Source organism: Pseudoalteromonas luteoviolacea, from assembly GCF_000814765.1.
In the GTDB taxonomy this organism is placed as follows: Bacteria; Pseudomonadota; Gammaproteobacteria; order Enterobacterales; family Alteromonadaceae; genus Pseudoalteromonas; species Pseudoalteromonas luteoviolacea_H.
Genome location: NZ_JWIC01000004.1, coordinates 385,219 through 404,898 on the forward strand (window position 1 = coordinate 385,219; position 19,680 = coordinate 404,898).

Consider the following 19,680-nt stretch of genomic DNA (forward strand, 5'->3'; position numbering starts at 1 on the left):
CTGATTAAGTGAGCTAACGTGTTCAAAAGCGATCTAGTTACTTATTTGAACAGTGATGAGTTTTACAATACATTTATCACTGTTCTTGATGACTCTCTAACACTGCTTGCCTTTGTTGCATGCTGTATCTTTATCGTTATCAAGGATAAAGCAGCATTCCGCTATTCTTTTCTCTGTCTTGTTTTTTATGTTGTCGGGAACTTTACATACGGGCCTATATTGTCGTTTGATAGCGGCATTGTTTATAGGTATATCTTTTGGGCGCTGAACGACATTGTATTTATTGCTATCGTTGCTTATTGGGCTTTAAAAGACAAGATGTATATGTGGCAAAGTATCATGGTGCAATTAGTCGTTTTACCGGCACCGGTATTACAGCTTTTCCGCCTTGTCGATAGACACCTTATGGACCTAAGTTACTCAACGTATTTATACAAGTCAGTGTTACCCATTGTAAATACAGTGACAATTATTCTTTGTTTTGCTCCATTAATTTGGCATTTTAGCCAGAAAATCAAATGGAGAAATGGCTCATTGAATCATTAAAAGATGAGCCCTTTCGTTTGTTAGCTGCTCAGAGTTTAATCCCACTTAATGTCAGCTCGGCATCCTGTGCGTTAAACTGCAATCCACCCCAAATTTCAACAATTAATTTATTACCTGACTGATCTGGCAATATCGCTTTGGTCTGCTCAAATGTGCATTGCTCCAGTCCAGTCGGTTGGCTTATTCCTACAGATAAGCAATGCAACTCAGTGTCTAACCCTACCTGGACTTCCTCACAATAAGCCTGATCAAGTTGCTGTTGTGCACTCATCACAACGGGCTGCATTGTTAAGGTTAGATCGAAAGTTGATTTATTACACGCCAAGGTGATTGTGCTTGTATTGGTACTGTCTTCGCCGAATGTAATGAGGTTATTATTTTGGTCTCGGTAATGGATGGTAAAATTAACCGAGTCGATGGGTTGGCTGAGCGTCTCTGGGCGCCCTTTGTTACGCCAATCTTTTAGAGAGTTTATCTCTGGTAGTGCTGTTTTAAAGATGAGCTCTGGAGAATAATAAACTAATTCGCCTTGTTTAAAAGAAGCGTTACTGTCCCCTTGCCAAGCTTGTGCGCTGCTAGAGCCAAAGATATTAGCCGCTAATACACACTGGGAAACATCCGATGAAATGGTATGTGTCGCACCTAGTGAGTTTTTATCGGCATAGACTCTAAATTCAGGTTTAGACTGTAAAGCGTCACTACTTGATTGCCAAAATACGCTGTTAAATTCGAGTTTATTGATTGAGCGCTCAGCAAAAAATTCTGTGCCACAATCTTGTGATGCGTTTTCGCTGGTGGGGGTATTTTCCTGCGCAGTATTATTCTTTTTCAGTGGCGTACCATTATCACTGCCACACGCACTCAACAGCATTAAAGGCACAACTGCCAATGTAACCTTGTTCATAATTAACTCCTTGGTAAGTGAGCTAATTATATTCATAAGTCGATTTTGAAAGCGACAAATGAATTGTAAAAAGTAGTAGTGTTGAAATGTGAGGATGCCCTAGCGTATGCAACGTGCTTGATCTAGGGCATATGCGCGGCGTTAACCGAGTGCAGGGATCAGTCCAAACATTTGAAGGCCCTGTGCAGAGATGATAAGCACACCACATAAGCCTGCGCAAATGAGGCCAAGGTTACCACCTTGTACCTGATAGCCTGAATGTTGATTCTTTCGCTGTTGCCACACCATAGCGACAGGTAAAAATACGGCTAATACAACCAACGCAATGGCCGCATAGCCGAGTGCCATAATAAACCCTTGAGGGTAAAATATGGCAAAACCCAGAGGCGGTGTAAACGTGATTAAAGCGGTTTTTACTCTATCTCGTCCAGAGCCTTGTTGTTTGAATGCATCAGCAAAAAAGTCAAATAAGCCAAGACTTACGCCTAAAAAAGAAGTTGCAAGCGCAAGATCTGCAAAGATGGTGACAAAGGTGTGTACTTGACTGCTATGTGCGATATTGGAAATAGCGTTGACAAACCCTGGTAAACCGGCGCTTTGTACTAAGGCTTCTTGCTCCATGACACCTTGGCTTAATAGCTGCCAAAAGATGTATATGACCAATGGTAAAGAGGCACCTGCAATCATCACACGGCGCAATGTTTTAATGTCTAAACCCACATATTTGACGATCGAAGGAATTGAGCCATGAAAGCCAAATGAAGTAAAAATAACAGGTATAGCCGATAAGATAAGGCCTTGCTCCATTGGCATGTTCAGTAAGTGTTGGCCATGTACATAAGGCGTCAGTACGAAGAATAGGCTAGCCAGTACAATAATTTTGATAGTAAATAGGACACGATTAAGTTTGTCGACTGTGCTCGTGCCGAGTGCGACAATGGTGGCAACAATCAGCGCTAAAACCACAGAGCCTATTTGTGGGGCTATATCCATACCCGTTGCAGCAGAGAGCTTCTCTTGTAGCTGTGCACCGCCACCAGCAATATAAGCCGCGCATAATGCATAAAATAGAAATACCATCGAAAAGTTTGCGATGTATTGGCCTTTTTTACCTAGGATCTGTTTTGCTAGTGTATTTAGTGTGGCTTCTTTATTTGCGAATTGGTGTACTTCGAGCATAAGAAGGGCGGTATAGGTCATCAGCAACCACGTTGCGATGATCAAAATAAGTGACGTTGAAAATCCAAGTCCCGCTGATGCGATAGGCAATGCCAGCATGCCTGCGCCAATCGTTGTACCAGCAACGATGAGCATGCTACCTAGCGTTTTATTATTAAGCACAAATTGCCCCTATATTTGTGAGAGAAACAGGCACAATATACCGCTCTGCTAAAAATTGAAATAGTTTTGCTGCAAATCAAAGTGAAAGTTTGTAATTTATGTCTTACAAAGGTTAATTTTGTTTACAGATAATGCAATTGGCTTGTTTCAAAACATGTCAATTATCATCAAGTTGGCCTTGATAAATAGCAGAGAATAAAAAAGCCAGCATACGCTGGCTTTTCAATATATTGATTTAGATGCGTCAGTTACGCATCGTCTTCAACCAGTGTCATAAGTGATGTATTACCACCAGACGCCGTTGTATCGATACTGATTGTTTTCTCTGTGACTAGGCGACCTAGCAGGGTATCGTAGTACTCAGAGCTGATCACTGGCAAGATAGCACCACTGCGTGCAGCAAGCTGTGTACTGACATAGCCTTTACGCTCACAGCCATTGCCAACCACGGCACCTGCTAGGTGCTCATGGGCTAAGATTGCAGGTAGCTGGTTTAGCTTAGCAACTTGCAGTATGCCTTCAGCAATGCCACTGCTTAGTAGCTTGTCTCTAAACGCAATCGCTTCTTCATGGAACAAGTCAGAAACAACCGTAATAACCGTGTTACCAGCTGCCAGTGCAGTGATCACAGAGAGTACCCAGAAGTTGAAAGAGGTGTCTTTATCTGCGTAACACACGACACAACCACGGGATTCGTAGCGCAATGTATTTGACTCACCCGTTGGTCCTGGCAGTTCAATCACAGTATCTAAACGCTTTTCAACACGGATAAGTTGCTCACGTGCATCGGCTAACGTTTTATTCAAATCATCAGCAAGCGTATCTAGGATCTCGACTTTAGCCAGTTTAGCCAGTAGTTGACGTACCGCTGAAACACGGTCGTTTAGTGGCATCGCACGCCAAGCTTTCTCATCACGCTTAGATAGAGACATCATACGTGATACTTGCTCTTGCGCACCTTGGTAAGCAGTGATCTCTTCGTTGTCCACTTTAACGTTAGTCGCTTGGATGTTTTGCTCTGCATGGTTCTCTTTTACCAAACGGGCAATATAGTTTGGACCACCCGCTTTTGGACCTGTACCAGACAGACCACGACCACCGAACGGCTGCACACCGACTACGGCACCGATCATGTTACGGTTTACATAGATGTTACCGGCACGAGATAGCTTAGCAAGATATTCTGCTCGCTCTTCAATACGTGTGTGGATACCCATTGTAAGGCCAAACCCTGTACTGTTGACTTGGTCAATCACATTGTCGATATCACTGCCTTTAAAGCGGATCACGTGTACACATGGACCGAATACTTCTTTTTTCAGTACTGACAGGTCGCTGATCTCATATAAGCGCGGTGCAAAGAAGAAGTGACCATTATCACCCATATCTGGTAGTGAACACTCATAATGTAGTGTTGCATTACCTTTTAGGTACTCAACGTGCTCATTGAGTGCATTCAACGCTTTCTGGTCAATCACTGGACCCACATCTGTAGAAAGGTGTGCAGGGTCGCCAATGTGAAGCTCTTGCATTGCACCTTTGATCATGTTGATCACTTTGTCTGCGATTTCTTCTTGTACAAATAGTACACGCAGTGCAGAACAGCGCTGACCAGCACTTTGGAAACCTGAAGAGATAACGTCATCAACAACCTGCTCAGGCAGTGCTGTTGAGTCAACGATCATACAGTTTTGACCACCAGTCTCTGCGATCAGTGGTACTTGATCGCCACCGCGCTCAGCCAATGTTTGTGAAATACGCGTACCCGTTTCAGTCGAACCTGTGAACATCACTGTTTGGATACGTGTATCTGGAACGATGTGCTTACCAACTTCACTACCGCGCGCGATAACAGGCTGTACGATGCCTTTTGGTAAACCGACTTCTTCCATTAGCTCTATGGTGCGAAGCGCAACGAGTGATGTTTGCTCTGCAGGTTTTGCGATAACTGTATTACCAGTAACAATAGCAGCAGCAACCTGACCTAGGAAAATTGCCAGTGGGAAGTTCCAAGGGCTGATACATAAAATCACACCGCGTGGGCTAAAGCGCTCATCCAGTGAAAGTTCTTCTGCTTTTGCAGCGTAGTAGCGGCAGAAATCAACGGCTTCACGGACTTCATCGATGCCATCTTGGGTAATTTTACCCGCTTCTTTGATACACATCGCGATAAGTTCGTCACGATGACGCTCAAGCGCATCACCTGTGCGACGCAGAATTTCTGCACGTTCACTCACTGGTGTTTGTGACCAAGTGGCAAAAGCAGCTTCTGCGCTAGCAACCAGTTGTTGCATCTCTTGTGCATCTTGGTGGCGGATAGAACCCACAACTTCGCTGTGATTGGCAGGGTTCAATACTGCTTCGTGGCCTTCAGGTACATCCGCAGCAGTGATCAAGTTGTCATCAACCCACTTTTGCAAGTTGTCACGCATTGGCGTGATGTGGTTGATGTTGGTTAAATCTAACCCTTTAGAGTTGTTGCGCTCTTCACCGTATAGATCGATCGGCAAGGTGATCTGCATATTGCGCTTGTGCTTAACACGTTGGATCTTTTCAACCGGATCTTCAAGTAGTGATTCAACAGGCATCGACTCATCAACAATCGCGTTTACGAATGACGAGTTTGCGCCGTTTTCAAGTAAACGACGAACAAGGTAAGCAAGTAAGTCTTCGTGCTGACCAACCGGTGCATATACGCGACACTGTACTTTATCTTCTGTTACTACTTGGTTGTACAGTGAATCCCCCATGCCGTGTAGACACTGGAACTCAAAGTTGTTGAACTCGCCATTGGCAAGTTCTAGGATAGTCGCCGCAGAATAGGCGTTGTGCGTTGCAAACTGAGGGAAGATCACATCACGTGCGTTCATCAGTTTGATAGCACATGCTTTGTATGAAACATCAGTCGTTGCTTTACGTGTAAATACTGGGAAGTCCTCTAGACCATCAGTTTGCGTCAGTTTAACTTCCGTATCCCAGTAAGCCCCTTTTACAAGACGCACCATCATCTTGCGACCAACGCGGCGACATAGCGCTTCAAGCCAGTCAATCACCCAAATAGCACGCTTTTGGTATGCTTGAACTGCAAGACCAAAGCCATTCCAGTTGCCCAGTGCGTCATCAGAGAATACCGCCTCGATGATATCGAGTGAGATATCTAAACGGTCAGCTTCTTCTGCATCTACGGTGAAGTTAATGTCATACTGCTTTGCTGCAAGTGCTAATTCTTTCAGTTTAGGCACAAGCTCTGCAATCACACGATCACGGTGCGTAAATTCATAACGTGGGTGGATAGCAGATAGTTTTACAGATATGCCCGGGCTCTTAATTGGACCACGGCCATTAGCTGCTTTACCAATCACATGGATAGCCGTCATATAGCTGTTGAAGTAACGCTCGGCGTCAGCCATGGTGCGTGCACCTTCACCTAGCATGTCGTATGAGTATGCGTAGCCTGTGGCTTCTTTTTCTTTTGCGCGCTCAAGTGCCGCTTCAATCGTGGTGCCCATAACAAACTGCTGGCCCATGATCTTCATTGCATATTGCACTGATTTACGAATAGCAGGCTCACCAATGCGGCCCATAGTGCGCTTTAATAAACCAAATTGCTCTTCTTTATTCTTATCAGCATAGTTAACCATTTTACCGGTTAGAAGTAGGCCCCAGCTCGACGCATTGACGAATAGTGAATCACTATTGCCTAAGTGCGAGCTCCAGTCACCTTTGCTAAGCTTATCGCGAATTAACATGTCTTGTGTTTGTGCATCTGGCACACGTAACAGTGCTTCGGCCAAACACATAAGTACAACACCTTCTTCAGAAGACAGTGAGTACTCTTCTAGTAATGCGTCTACACCGCCTTGACCGTGTTGGTCTTTACGGATATTCAGTACCATTTGACGAGCACGTTCCCACGCACGAGTACGGGCAGAAACACCGACCTCAGCCAATGGTAAAATGTGATCGATAACAGTTTCTTCATCAATGCGGTAGAAGTCACGGATCTTTTGACGGATCGGACACTGGGTTGTTAAGTCGCCTTGAAATAGCATAGGTTAAACCCTCTATTGAAAACCTAAATACTACAGAAAGCATAGCCAAAGGCTGGAATTGCTTTCTTGCCTCATTATTTAAATGAACGCTGCGTAATTTTGCGGTGGTTAAATTTTAGCCCCTTTGTTCGTAGAAACAAACATCATAAAAAAGGGACATCCATAATAATTTTCGAGCATTGTATAGAAAGTGCAGCAGAATGTGCTGTCTTATTTTCGTGAATTACGGTAAATTTAAGTGAGATTAGACCTTATTGCAGAATTTTATACTGTATGACCACTTCAATAAAAACACGCATCTTAGATAGGATCGATCATGCAATTTTAGACGAATTGCAAAAAAATGGCCGAATTTCAAATGTTAACTTGGCAAAAGCTGTCAATTTAAGCCCCAGTCCCTGCTTAGATAGGGTTAAGAAGCTAGAGTCAGAAGGTTATATAGAAGGCTACACCGCAAGATTAAATGCTGAGAAGCTCGGGCAACAGTTGGTCGCGCATGTTGAAATCACGCTTAAAAGTTCAACAGAGTCTGTATTTGAAACCTTTAAACAGCATGTTCTAGAGATCCCCCATGTGGTTGCATGTGACATGGTCGCTGGAGGGTTTGACTATTTATTAAAAATACGGGTCTCTGATATGCATCAGTATCGTGAGGTGCTCGGCCAAATTGTTGAAATACCGGGTGTTGGCACAAACCATACTTATATGGTGATTGAACATGTTAAAGAAGATTTAGGGGTGACGATCTTACCAAAAAATTAACATTAAAAGGTGTGTAGCACACCTTTCTAGTTGTTTTCATACACCTAATATCCTGCTTGTTATGTTGATATTTATTGCATGACTGGTCAGTCCAATAAAGTTTAAGTTACTAATTTAGTGAAAAAATATAGGGTTTTATAATTCTTTTCATTCACATTTTTTAGGAAAAATAAATTACACGACATTACAAATGGGTGCTTTTTTGCAGTTCCTTAATGTAGATCAACAAATATTTAACCGTTGTAAAAAATAGGTTTTTATTGGCAGTTTTTTACCCTAGGCTGGCAGAATATTCGGCAATGAAAGGTAAAAAAATGACAACAGCGACGCGTACAAAGGATATTACGCCTTTAGACTCAATTACATTTCAAATTCTCATAGATGAACAGCCTATCACCGCATGTGAAGGTGAAACTGTCCTGTCGGTACTACAGGCTGCAGATATTAAGCAAGTTTGTGAAAATGACAGAAAAGTGGTCACTGGTGGGTATTGTGCAATGGGCGTTTGCCATTGCTGCCATGTCAAAGTGAATAAACGATACAAACAAAGAGCATGTCAGACTTTAGTGGAACCTAATATGCAGGTCGAAACGTTGAGTAACCGTTTTAAAGATGTGGGGATTGATCATGACAAAGTCTAACCCTGTTGTAATTGTGGGAGGTGGGCCTGCGGGGACGGCTGCTGCGGCCATGTTGGGCAAGTACCAAATTCCATCGATTATCATTGATGAGACTTCCAAAATAGGGGGCGTTATCTACCGAGGGCCGCTAAGAAATACAGCCACCCTGCCGCATTTGGACGATAATTTACAGCGAGCGATGAGTGCGCTGCGCACTCGTTATGAAAAACATAAATCTTTTATTGAGCTTAAGTTGCAAACGCGTGTACTTGGCCCTGAGGGTAAACAGCATTTGTTACTGAGTGAAGGCGGTGGCCTGACAACCCAAAAGTATAGCGATTTAATTTTAGCAACAGGCTGTCATGAGCGCAGTGTACCTTTTCCAGGCTGGCAATTGCCAGGAGTCATGTTGCTGGGGGGCGTGCAACTACAGATTAAAAGCGGTTTAGTAAAGCCTGGCAGCAAAATGGCACTTTTGGGCACAGGCCCATTGCTGCCCTTGGTGGCGTGTCAGCTGCATAAAGCAGGCGTTAAGGTGGTGGGAGTGTACGAAGCGAGTGCCTTCAACAAGCTAGCCAAAGAAGCGGTGGCTTTATTACATAAGCCAAAACTGACGCTCAATGGCTTAAGCATGATGAGCTATTTGAAAAAGCATCAAATTCCTTTTCACTATGGTCACGGTATTGTGAGTGCGCAAGGAGACACATACCTAGAGCAAGTGTCTGTCGCGCCATATGATGATCAGTGGCGTCCTAATATTAGTCAGGTTAAGTCATTAGATGTGGATGCGATAGGCGTCGGTTATGGTTTTGTTGCACGTACTCAGCTTGCGATGCTACTTGGTATTGAGCATGATTATTCTAAAGTAAGTGGTTACATACCCAAACTTGATGATAATTATCAAAGTAGCCAAAAAAAGACGTATGTGGTTGGTGATAGCAGTGGGTTGTTAGGCGCCGATGCCGCGATTTGCGAAGGGCAGATAGCAGCGTTAAATATTGTACATCAACGTGGTCTACTCGATAGTGCTGCTATGCAACAAGAAAAGCGTAAAATAGAGCGTAAACATGCACGTATCAAGCGTTTCCGATTTGGCTTTGACCGCTTTAGTGCGCGTCAAACTGGGTTATTGGATTTACCTCAAGACGATACGGTTGTGTGCCGCTGTGAACAGGCGACCAAGAAGCAACTCACCGATGCCATCGCTGAGGGAGTTAAAGACATGACAACACTCAAAATGCGGACTCGAATAGGTATGGGGGATTGTCAGGGGAAAACGTGCAGTAGCTATGCTCTAGATTTACTCCATCAGGCCGGTCATGACAAAAATACTGGAGTAATCAAACCTCGATTCCCGCTCGACCCTATCCCTTTTACTTTTATGGAAGAAACCTTAAATGAACAAGTATGATGTTGTTATTGCTGGTGGCGGTGCTGTGGGTGCTGCGTGTGCTTACTTTTTAAGTCGTGACACAGATTTAAAGATTGCGTTGGTTGATATCAAAAAGCCAGGTAATGCATCCAGAGCATCTGCGGGAGGATTATGGGCTATTGGTGAATCAGTGGGACTTGGCTGCGGTGTCATATTTTTTAAAACCTTGTCTAAGCTGCACAGCGAAGCCAAAGGTGAGGAAGTGCCAACGATGCGTCCGCACCAATTACCAGACTGTTTTTTTGAATTTGCACTGAAATCCAATGCTATGTACCCAGACTTATATGAAGAACTGCGTATCAAGCACGATGTTGATTTTAAATTTCAGCGCACTGGGCTCAAGTTTATTATGTATAACCGTGAAGATGAGTTGTATGCCGACCAAATTGTCAGTTGCATTCCTCATTTAAGCGATCAGATCCGCTGGTTGAATGCCGAGCAGTTAAAGGCTGAAGAGCCATATGTGACGCCAGATGCCATCGGCGCCATTGATTTCACATGCGATCACCAAGTGAACCCTTATCGTTTGGTTGAAGCATATACTGAAGCGGCGAGGCAAAATGGTGTTGAGCTGTTCTTAAATACCGAAATAGAGTCAGTATTGAAAGAAGGTAATCGAGTGGTTGGGCTGAATACTGCTGCTGGAGAATTACACTGTGACACACTCGTTAATGCGACGGGGGCTTGGGCGAATGAGCTGTATAAGCAGGCGACAGGCAAAGATATGCCTGTATATCCAGTTAAAGGACAAATTGTCTTATCTGAACGTATGCCAAAAATCATGAATGGTTGTATCAGTACCAGTGATTGTTATATCGCGCAAAAAGACAATGGGGAGGTCTTAATTGGTTCGTCCACGGAAGAAAAAGGGTTTGATACCACCAATAGCTTAGATAAGATCCAAGAGTTGTCCCGTGGAGCAATGAAATGCTTACCGATTCTCAATGAGTCTAATATCAAGCGTTGTTGGGCTGGCCTTAGACCTGGCACGCCTGATGAGCTGCCCATTTTAGGTAAAGTGTCTGGTGTTGAAGGGTATCTTAATGCATGTGGTCATTTCAGGACGGGGATTTTGACGTCGGCCATTACAGGTAAATTAATAACAGAACTCGTCACCAATCAGCCTACTTCAATTGATTTGACACCATTTAATGTCAGTCGTTTTGATAACGATCCCGCATAACTAAACCTATCTTAGTGATGACTCACGCTGTTGTGTGAGTCATATAATCGACAATTTACATTTTGTGACGATTTTTTAATTTAATTTGGTGGGTATTTTTGTGCTTTTTATCGCATCAACCTGACTTTATGAGGGAAATTGTTATCATGTAACAGTCAAATTTATATACGAGATAATAATGAAAATTAAGCACTTATTTGCAGCGATGGCTGCTGTGCTTGGGCCGCTAGCAAGCCCTTTAGCGAGCGCCTACAGCACTGAAGATACCCGTTTATTACGATTTCCTGATATTCATAAAGAACATGTCACGTTTGTGTACTCTGGTGATATCTACGTTGCTAATACCAATACAGGTAAAAGCACGCGTTTAACAGATCATGTTGGTTTTGAAACTTTCCCTAAGTTTTCACCTGATGGTGAAAAAATCGCTTTTGCTGCTGAATATAACGGCAGTCGCCAAATCTACGTGATTAACCGTGATGGTTCAGGTCTAAAACAGCTCACTTATTATAATGATGTTGGTCCTATGCCGCCTCGTGGTGGTTTTGATTACCGTGTATTAGATTGGACACCAGATGGCAAGCATATTGTTTTCCGTGCTAACCGTACACCTTGGGGCAAACGCATGGGTCGACCTTACATGGTGCCAGTTGAAGGTGGTTTAGAGCAGCCGCTTGCAATCCCTGAAGGTGGCGGCGGTATGCTGTCGGGTGATGGTACTAAATTTGTCTACACGCCAATTGATCGTGAGTTCCGTACTTGGAAGCGTTCACGTGGCGGACGTGCGCAAGATGTATGGGTCTATGATTTAGACAAGAATACGTCTAAGCAATTGACGACACACCGTGCAACGGATCAGCAGCCAACTTGGGTAAATGACAGCATTTACTTCGTCTCTGATAGAGATTACACACTTAACCTTTACAAATATCGTGAAGGCAAAAAGCCAGTTAAGATGACGGACCATAAAGAGTTTGATGTATTGTGGCCATCAGCAGGTCCAGACTCAATCGTTTATGAAAACGGTGGTTACTTATATCGCTTCAATGAAGCAAATAAAATGACCGAAAAACTGACTATCAATGTGGATGGTGTACGTAAGTCTGCACTACCGTACACTAAGAATGTCAGCAAGTTCATTGATTCAATGGATGTGTCACACGATGGTAAGCGCGCTGTGTTCACAGCCCGAGGTGAAATATTCTCAGTACCTGTTAAAAATGGTCCAACACGTAACTTATCACATACCCCTGCGGGTCGCGAAATCGCAGCAACGTGGTCACCAAATGCGCGTTATGTCGCGTATTTAAGTGATGCAACGGGCGAGTATGAGATCTACATAAAAGATCGTGCCAATAACAATGCGGTTAAGCAGTTAACTAACAATGGTACGATTTGGCGTTTTGACCCGATCTGGTCACCAGACAACACGAAGTTATTATTTGCAGATAAAGACCATATTATTTGGTGGTTAGATGTTGAAAGTGGCAAGCTACACAAGATTGACCGTGGCCTGCATGATGAGCGCAGTATTACACAATATACTTGGTCACCGAATAGTAAAGATTTAGTCTTTGTTAAGAATAACGAAAACCGCTATTCATCGCTTTGGCATTATAACGTTGAGTCTAAAAAGCTAAGCCGCTTAACAGACGATATGACGTCTGAATCAAACCCAACGTTCTCAGAAGATGGCCAGTATATATATTTCACTTCGGAGCGTGACTTTAATTTAGCATTTAGCTCGTATGAGTTTGACTATCTATTTAATAAAGCGACACGTATATACTCGGTAGCGGTGAACGATAGCAATTTACCTATCAACACCTTACAAAGTGATGAGACACACATTGTCGGTGACGAAAAAGCGTCAGAAGAGAAGACTGAGCTGGACACCAGCATCCAAGTCGACGGCTTTATGGATCGCGTCGTCTCATTACCTGCACCTGCAGGCAATTACTCATCACTGACTGGCGTGAAAGGCGGTGTGTTAACACTGAGCGGCGGCGCACTGAAGCTGGTTGAAAACAAGGCTGATGGCAAAGTTAAAACTGTCGCAAAAGGGGTGAGCGAGTATAAAGTCTCTGCTAATCGTGAGCATGTCATTGCACGTGCAGGCAGCAAGTACAGTGTGATCAAACCAAAAGCGAAGCAAGATCTGAAATCGAATCAACTTGATCTTAGCAACATGAACTTAAAGATTGATCCTCGCGTTGAGTGGTCACAAATGTACACTGAAGGTTGGCGTACATTGCGTGATTGGTTCTATGACGCAAATCACCACGGTCAAGACTGGGATGCAATCTTGAAGCGCTATCAACCTATGGCTGATGCAGCAGCGCACCGCACAGATATTGATTATGTGTTGAGTGAAATTGCTGGTGAAATCAATGCCGGCCACATTTATGTACAGTCAGGTGATGAGCCAAAAGGCAAACGTAAAAAGCATGGCTTGCTAGGAGCTGAAGTGGCAAGCCACCCGTCAGGTTTTGTCACGCTTAAACATATCTTTAAAGGTGAAAACTGGCACGAAGACTTCCGCTCTCCATTGGGTGAAACGGGTGTACGTGCAAGTGAAGGTGACTTTATCTTGGCGGTTAATGGTCGCAACGTAAATGAAGTCAGTAACTTCTATGAGTTACTTGAAAATACACAAGGCGAGCAAGTTGAGCTGATCCTGAGCAAATCAACAAGCTTTGACGATAGCTGGAAAGTGACTGTTAAACCGGTGAAGAGTGAGATCGGTCTACGTTACTTACAGTGGGTTGAAACGCGTAAAGCCTATGTCGACGAGTTATCTGGTGGACGTATTGGCTATGTTCATTTGCCAAACACCGCATATGAAGGTAACCGTTCGATGTTCAAGAACTTTATGCCGCAAACAACCAAAGATGCGCTGATCATTGATGATCGCTATAACGGTGGTGGCTTTATCCCTGAGCACGTGATCACGTGGTTAGCACGCAAGCCTTTAAACTATTGGAAGCGTCGTGGTGTGACACCAACAAAAACGCCGCAGTTTGCTCATGATGGACCAAAAGCCATGCTGATCAATGGCTACTCAAGCTCAGGTGGTGATGCTATTCCTTACTATTTCCGTCAAGCAGGTCTAGGTAAGTTGATCGGGACTCGTACTTGGGGTGGCTTAATTGGTATCTCTGGTAATCCATACTTAGTTGACGGTGGTCAGGTGATTGCGGCGACATTCCGTATTCTTGATAATGACGGCAACTGGATCATCGAAAATGAAGGGGTTGTTCCAGATATCGAAGTGATTGACCGTCCAGAGCTTATTCAAGCAGGTCAAGATCCGTCAGTAGAGCGTGCGGTGAAAGAGCTATTAAAAGAGCTTGATGAAAACCCTAAAAAGAAACTTGTTGTGCCACCAGCACCGACTAAGTTTATTGAATAATTATATATAAAACCATTTAAAAGGAGCTAATAAGCTCCTTTTTTATTGCGCAAATATAAATAATTAAATTTATTTTACTTTGTTTTTATCTTTTTATTTTTAAAGGTTTTATTTAGGTTTTTGTTTTTGCTGTTTAATATTTTTATATTTGGATTTGTGTATATTATCAAATTTATTTTACCTTATTTTTATCAATCTATTCTTTAACTTTTTAGTGTATTATATTTTACCTGTGTTACTATTTTGGGTGCAGCCTCTGCTGTCTGTTATTTTTATAGCAGTCTTATTTTATTTTTTATTGTTTTTTACATGATAGGTAAAAGGATGATTTTACCGATGAGCTTTTATTGCGGGAAAAGGAGATAATATAGGAATGAAGCATAAACTAAATGGGCTAGTATTACTGGTTGGAGGAATACTCTCACCTGAGTTACTAGCGTACTGTGCTAAAGAGAGCTACGTTGATACGGGCGTTCCTTTGTGGTCAACTGATTGTCATTTAGCGGGAGCCAATGGAACCACCTTGAATAAGTATTATCCAAAAGGTGCTGATATTACTTATAGTTGGACGGTTGGGGACCTACCTAAAAGCAAAAGCAAAAAAATTGCGGGTATCACTTATAATTACTCTTATTGGGGCTCTACTTTTTTTCAAGTAGTGATGACAAAACCTGATGGAACAACAGAAAGACTTGGCGAAAGTGTAAAGCATGCTGGTAATTCTGTTACCTACAAAGCGAACACCCCTGGTACATATAAGTTTTGCATGGAGCGTCAAGGTAAGGTAGGTTGGTTAAGTAGTTCAGAGCCAAACGCTAACATCCCTGAAAAGACGATCACCTCAAATTGTCACACCACCCATGTTATTGGCGGTGGAGTCGGGAGCCTTTCTACGCAAAAAACATATAAGTCAAATGTGAATGTAAACTGGCGAACTGCAGGCAACACAATCGACTTTGTTGGTGCTACGGATATAAAAGTACAAAAAAAACGTGGCGATGGTGCCTGGGAAGACGCTGGCTCTTCAAGCATAACAAGTGGCTCACATACAATTAGTTTGACTTCTGCGGGGGATTACAGTTTTCAATTAAAGGGCTGTCGCACAACAAATAACATGGAGTCATGTAGCCCTTATTCAACAGTGTCAGACACCGTAACTTACTTAGCTCCGAGTACGCCTTCTGATATAAGCGCCACTGGGCTATTAAATGGTATATTACCTGTCGGTAATACGAGATTAGAATGGAGCACGGTTTCTGCACAATCAGGTGCTGTTGGCTTTGATGTTTACTATCAATTATACGGATCAGATAAAAAATATTCAGGTAACAAGCTTGATGTCGGCGGCTTACAAAATAACGAGGACTATAGTTATAAAGTGCGTGCTTGTAACAAGGACGGACTGTGTTCTGGATATAGTTCAGCGGTAGAATTTACAGTTGAATTGCCACCAGGCACTGTGTCAATGGGTCTTCAGGATAAAGAATTCTTAGTGCCAATTAACTCTTCAGGCACACTCTTTTTTATACCTGTCGTGACGGGGTATCCAGTGCACAACGGGGTTGCAGTGGTCACCGATAACTCAATTACGCTGGAGTGGAATAGTGCGGGTACAGGTGCTACTTACCAGTTCGTGATGATCAAAGACGGGGTCGAACATCCCATACAAGCTGTTACAGGTACAACCAAAACGGTTTCACTGACTCAGGATGGTGATTACACCTTTAAAGTGCGTGCATGTTTCACGGCGTGCGGCGATTGGCAATCAGTTAACATTATCACGAAAGTTGAGAAACCAAGCAAACCGCAAACACCGGCGATTAGCGCTCCTGCAACGGCGTTTAAGCCATTCAAAGTGACTTGGCCAAAAGACGATTCGGTGGCAGGGTATCGTTTATCAATCAACAATAAGCCTGTTAGAATCGATTGTAGTGAAGAACTATCAGAGTGTAGCTGGTCATCAGATGAGAGCTTACCGTTGGGTGAGCATTGGTTTAGGCTATACGCATATAACGAGAAGAATGGTCAAACGGTCTCCTCTAACATGGCTGCGGTCAGAGTGAGCAATAGACGTGATGAAACTTACTTGTTGCGTAAACGTTTGTATTGGGAAGAGGCGGACCAGCAAGAAAACCCAGATGCCGGACTGTATAACAGAGAATTGGCTGCATTTAGATATCAGACTAAGTTGTTTAAGCAGAAGGGCAAGTCCACTGAAATAGTAAACAGCGCAATTAATGGTCATGAAACAGCTAGCTTTACTACTTTGTGGGGCAGTGCAGAGCGAGCTCGGGCTGATGATGTCAAAGCTGAATTAGAGAATATGAAAAGACTACCGCAATTTTTGGATGATGACATCGTTCATTTACTGTGGCTTGATGTTATTCATGACTCAGCTGAAGCAGATCTTATTTTATCAAATCAATACCTAGATAATGCGCGCGGTGCAAACTTAACTTTCCAAGAGCCGAAGTATATCGAAAGGGAGCTTGCTAATGCCGAGAATGCCATTGATACTGCCTTTACCCGTTACCGTAGTTTACTGGCGGGCAGTGGCTCTGACTATGCTCAAAAATTATTGACTTATTCAGCTGACAGGGGCAAGCGTAGCCCTCGTTATTGGGATGGCGATTTAGCTAAACCTGTCTACAGTGAAGGTGAAATCCGAGCAGTGAAGCGTCGATTGGCCAATGGAGATCTCACGACAGCTTCTGAAACCATCTTGTTTGGCGGCTATAAAGACGTGGTGATGGTATATAACGTCATGGCACAAAAGCTTGATACTTTTTACCGTCACACTCATACAAATATGGTGTCGGGTAAGTATGAAGAAGCTTACTATGCGGATTATATACACACGTTAAATATTCTTCGCAGCGATGTGCAAGTCATAGACAATGCACTTAAAGAGCTATTTGGTAGTGCCATTATGCAAGGCTCTGATATAGACGAATTACCTATCGCATACGCTAAGTTTGTATCAGCTAATACCCGCTTAGATAATCTGCTTTCTTGGCTTAAGGGTGAGACTAACTTGATGGGCCATCCGTTTGGCGCATTCCCAGTTTTACATAACCATAACAAGGTTTGGACTTTCGATTACTTGGCAGATGGCTTAGCTTCGGAGCTCGTTGCCAAAGCTGAAGCGGCATATGCAAAGGCGCATGCCAGTTATGATACCTTCCATCATAATCTATCGACAATCGCAACAGTACATGAAGATAAGTTTGACCAGTATAATTATCAGTTAAAGCAGTTAATTGGTTGGGAGCTTCGTACTCAAAGTTGTATTATTGACCAAGACAGATGCTTTGTTGAAAACACACCTACAGATGGCAGCCAGTTAGCTTGGCAACAGCAAAATATTGATACAGCGCGCTTAAATTTAGAACGTGCACTTTTACAGCTACGTCAAAGAGTGGGCTATTGTCAATTGACTAATGGTGCAAACGCCCAGGTCACTTATGACTCTCCTCAAGATGAAATACTCGATGAGCAAGTGTGTGCCGATATTGCCGCGCAAAAATCAGCCGAAGATAACGTACCTTATACTCATGTATTTGGCAAAGGCTCCATTCACATTGAGCTTGAACGTATCCTAGCACAAAAAGATCATATTCATGACGTGTCGGATATCTTCCTTTTCTATGGAGAAGAGAGGGCTAATATCCAAATACAGCTTGCTAAAGTCAGGGCGGAAGCGGAGCGCTCACGACATAAAGTTGCTGTGTTTGACGCCATTGCTGACATGGGAACCTCTTTATTCACTGCCACTTTAAACCCAGTTGCAGATTTAGGGAAGGCACAAGGATATGGCGCAGCTATCGGTGGTATTACGGGAGTGGTTGGTGAAATGGTCTCCCATAGAGCGGCCATGCGTAAAATTAAAAAAGAAGGCGAGTTACTGGCACAAAGTGAGCGCTTAGGTGCGGAAGAGCGTGTTGAAATTAACAATCTTCAATTAACGTTACTGGATGCTGAACAGGCAAGGCGCATTGAATCCTTATGGCTTGAGATGAAATCACTGGAACTCAGTGTGGCACAGGCTGAGCTAAGCCTAGAGCAGGAAACCGAAAGGTTCATTGGTACATACAGACAAGCAGCATGGCTGATATCGCAAATGCAGCAGTCGCAAAACCGCTTAGCGGGACGTTATGCAGCAGATCCAATCCATGCTAAACGCTTATCTAAAGCCATGTTAGAAATGGAAGAGACATTTGAAAGTGCGCAAGAGTGGGTGTTTTACACTGCGCTTGCATACAACAATAAGTGGAACCGTTCTGTCGCGGCTGAAACCAGTGGCACAGCGTCGACAACGCGCCCTCAATATACTCAAAGAGAAATTCAAGTGATACGTGCTCAGCATGCCTCTGACTTATCAAAAGCTTTGGCTGATCTAAAAAAAGCTGATGGCGGTGATGATAATAAGCCGCTGGTAGCAATCCCTAGTATTTACTCAATGAGAAAGCATGGTTTTGGCTATGGTGAGTTGAGAGATGATGTTGTGGACTCGACCCCAGGTATTGATTGCGCGCCGTGTACGTCAGATGAAGCATTCCTAAGAAGGCTAACTCAGAGTGTTATCCACGTTGGGCCTGCCCCAGCTAGGGGCCAGCTAAGTGAGCAGCAGGAAGCGGTCTTTGCTGATTTAGATATCACTGATCCGCTGTTAACTGCTCCAGTCGAGGGTGAGCAAACTAATCAGACCCCAACGACACAATCACTGAGAATAGGTTTTAGTACGGTGAAAGAGTTTGAAACAGCCTTTAATAAACCTGAGTATGTTTACTCTCCACTACCTCCAGGTTTTGAGTGGTACAACTGCCCTAAAGACGGTGGTAATCACTTAAATAAAATTCATGGGGTATCGGTCAATGTCATCACAGGTGATGCTAATGTCCCCGGCAAGCTGAACTACACGTTGTCTATGGGCGGGCAATCTGTTCGCAGGACGCCGACTTTAGGTAATTATGTAAACGAAAATGGACTGTTTGTCATACAAAATGAGTTTGAGTATCTACCGATACATGGCTGGGGTGTCTCTAGCAATGGTAAGTTACAGGTTGAATCAAACAGAATCATGGGTCAGTCTCAGGCAACGATTGACGCGCAACCCGGAGAGGAAAAGCTGTGGCTCAATACATTTAATGAGCAAAATGTGGCTGCGACAAATTGGATCTTGACGCTTGACCTTGCTGACTCAGGGTTAAAGATTTCGAATATTTATGATATCGAACTTGAGTTTATGCATACCCACCAATTAAGAACCTTCAACTCACTGTGTTCAGATTTAAGACCTGCTAGAGCGAGTATTGAAGAGGTGGTTGGCAAGTTGATGCATCGCTCTGAATTAGGCAATGCACCTAAAGATGGTATATGGATTGAAACCAACAAAGGCCCTTATCAAGTTAACTCTAACGAGTTGTAA

General features: G+C 43.4%; 10 protein-coding genes. 7 read left to right on the top strand and 3 right to left on the bottom strand.

The window, feature by feature from the left end:
- The first annotated feature begins 18 nt into the window (after positions 1–18).
- Positions 19–546 carry a hypothetical protein gene (locus JF50_RS04830; RefSeq protein ID WP_235423398.1) on the top strand — a complete coding sequence of 176 codons (528 nt, stop codon included), beginning with the start codon at positions 19–21 and terminating at the stop codon, positions 544–546.
- Between the two features lie 28 nt (positions 547–574).
- Here JF50_RS04830 and JF50_RS04835 read toward each other — a convergent pair whose 3' ends face one another.
- From JF50_RS04835 to putA, 3 genes are all read right to left on the bottom strand, one after another.
- Positions 575–1,450 (bottom strand): hypothetical protein, encoded by an 876-nt coding sequence (locus tag JF50_RS04835; RefSeq protein ID WP_039608361.1) that lies wholly within the window; start codon positions 1,448–1,450, stop codon positions 575–577.
- Positions 1,451–1,591: 141 nt separating this feature from the next.
- Positions 1,592–2,791, bottom strand: a complete 1,200-nt coding sequence (locus tag JF50_RS04840; protein ID WP_039608362.1) for an aromatic amino acid transport family protein — start codon at positions 2,789–2,791, stop codon at positions 1,592–1,594.
- A 248-nt stretch (positions 2,792–3,039) separates the two neighbouring features.
- Positions 3,040–6,843: a bifunctional proline dehydrogenase/L-glutamate gamma-semialdehyde dehydrogenase PutA gene (gene putA, locus JF50_RS04845; RefSeq protein ID WP_039608363.1), complete on the bottom strand. Its 3,804-nt coding sequence runs from the start codon at positions 6,841–6,843 to the stop codon at positions 3,040–3,042.
- A 273-nt stretch (positions 6,844–7,116) separates the two neighbouring features.
- On the opposite strand from putA, the gene JF50_RS04850 reads away from it, so the two are divergent.
- The 6 genes from JF50_RS04850 to JF50_RS04875 all read left to right on the top strand — a co-directional run bounded on the left by JF50_RS04850 (position 7,117) and on the right by JF50_RS04875 (position 19,680).
- The gene (locus tag JF50_RS04850) at positions 7,117–7,605 is read left to right on the top strand and encodes a winged helix-turn-helix transcriptional regulator (protein ID WP_039608364.1); all 489 of its coding nucleotides are present in this window, start codon (positions 7,117–7,119) and stop codon (positions 7,603–7,605) included.
- Between the two features lie 314 nt (positions 7,606–7,919).
- On the top strand, positions 7,920–8,246 hold the full coding sequence (locus tag JF50_RS04855; RefSeq protein WP_039608365.1) for a 2Fe-2S iron-sulfur cluster-binding protein: 327 nt from the start codon (positions 7,920–7,922) through the stop codon (positions 8,244–8,246).
- The gene (locus tag JF50_RS04860; protein WP_039608366.1) at positions 8,233–9,636 is read left to right on the top strand and encodes an NAD(P)/FAD-dependent oxidoreductase; all 1,404 of its coding nucleotides are present in this window, start codon (positions 8,233–8,235) and stop codon (positions 9,634–9,636) included. Before JF50_RS04855 ends, JF50_RS04860 begins: the two co-directional genes overlap by 14 nt.
- The gene (locus JF50_RS04865; protein WP_039608367.1) at positions 9,623–10,840 is read left to right on the top strand and encodes an NAD(P)/FAD-dependent oxidoreductase; all 1,218 of its coding nucleotides are present in this window, start codon (positions 9,623–9,625) and stop codon (positions 10,838–10,840) included. The genes JF50_RS04860 and JF50_RS04865 overlap by 14 nt, the downstream gene beginning before the upstream one ends.
- Positions 10,841–11,018: 178 nt before the next feature.
- Positions 11,019–14,252, top strand: coding sequence for a S41 family peptidase (locus JF50_RS04870; protein ID WP_080760118.1), 3,234 nt, complete (start codon positions 11,019–11,021; stop codon positions 14,250–14,252).
- 373 nt (positions 14,253–14,625) lie between these two features.
- Positions 14,626–19,680: a fibronectin type III domain-containing protein gene (locus JF50_RS04875; RefSeq protein WP_039608369.1), complete on the top strand. Its 5,055-nt coding sequence runs from the start codon at positions 14,626–14,628 to the stop codon at positions 19,678–19,680.

Coding starts and splice junctions, on each gene's coding strand:
- JF50_RS04835 (WP_039608361.1), bottom strand. CDS start 1,450: ATGAACAAGGTTACATTGGCAGTTGTGCCTTTAATGCTGTTGAGTGCG.
- putA (WP_039608363.1), bottom strand. CDS start 6,843: ATGCTATTTCAAGGCGACTTAACAACCCAGTGTCCGATCCGTCAAAAG.
- JF50_RS04850 (WP_039608364.1), top strand. CDS start 7,117: ATGACCACTTCAATAAAAACACGCATCTTAGATAGGATCGATCATGCA.
- JF50_RS04855 (WP_039608365.1), top strand. CDS start 7,920: ATGACAACAGCGACGCGTACAAAGGATATTACGCCTTTAGACTCAATT.
- JF50_RS04860 (WP_039608366.1), top strand. CDS start 8,233: ATGACAAAGTCTAACCCTGTTGTAATTGTGGGAGGTGGGCCTGCGGGG.
- JF50_RS04865 (WP_039608367.1), top strand. CDS start 9,623: ATGAACAAGTATGATGTTGTTATTGCTGGTGGCGGTGCTGTGGGTGCT.
- JF50_RS04870 (WP_080760118.1), top strand. CDS start 11,019: ATGAAAATTAAGCACTTATTTGCAGCGATGGCTGCTGTGCTTGGGCCG.
- JF50_RS04875 (WP_039608369.1), top strand. CDS start 14,626: ATGAAGCATAAACTAAATGGGCTAGTATTACTGGTTGGAGGAATACTC.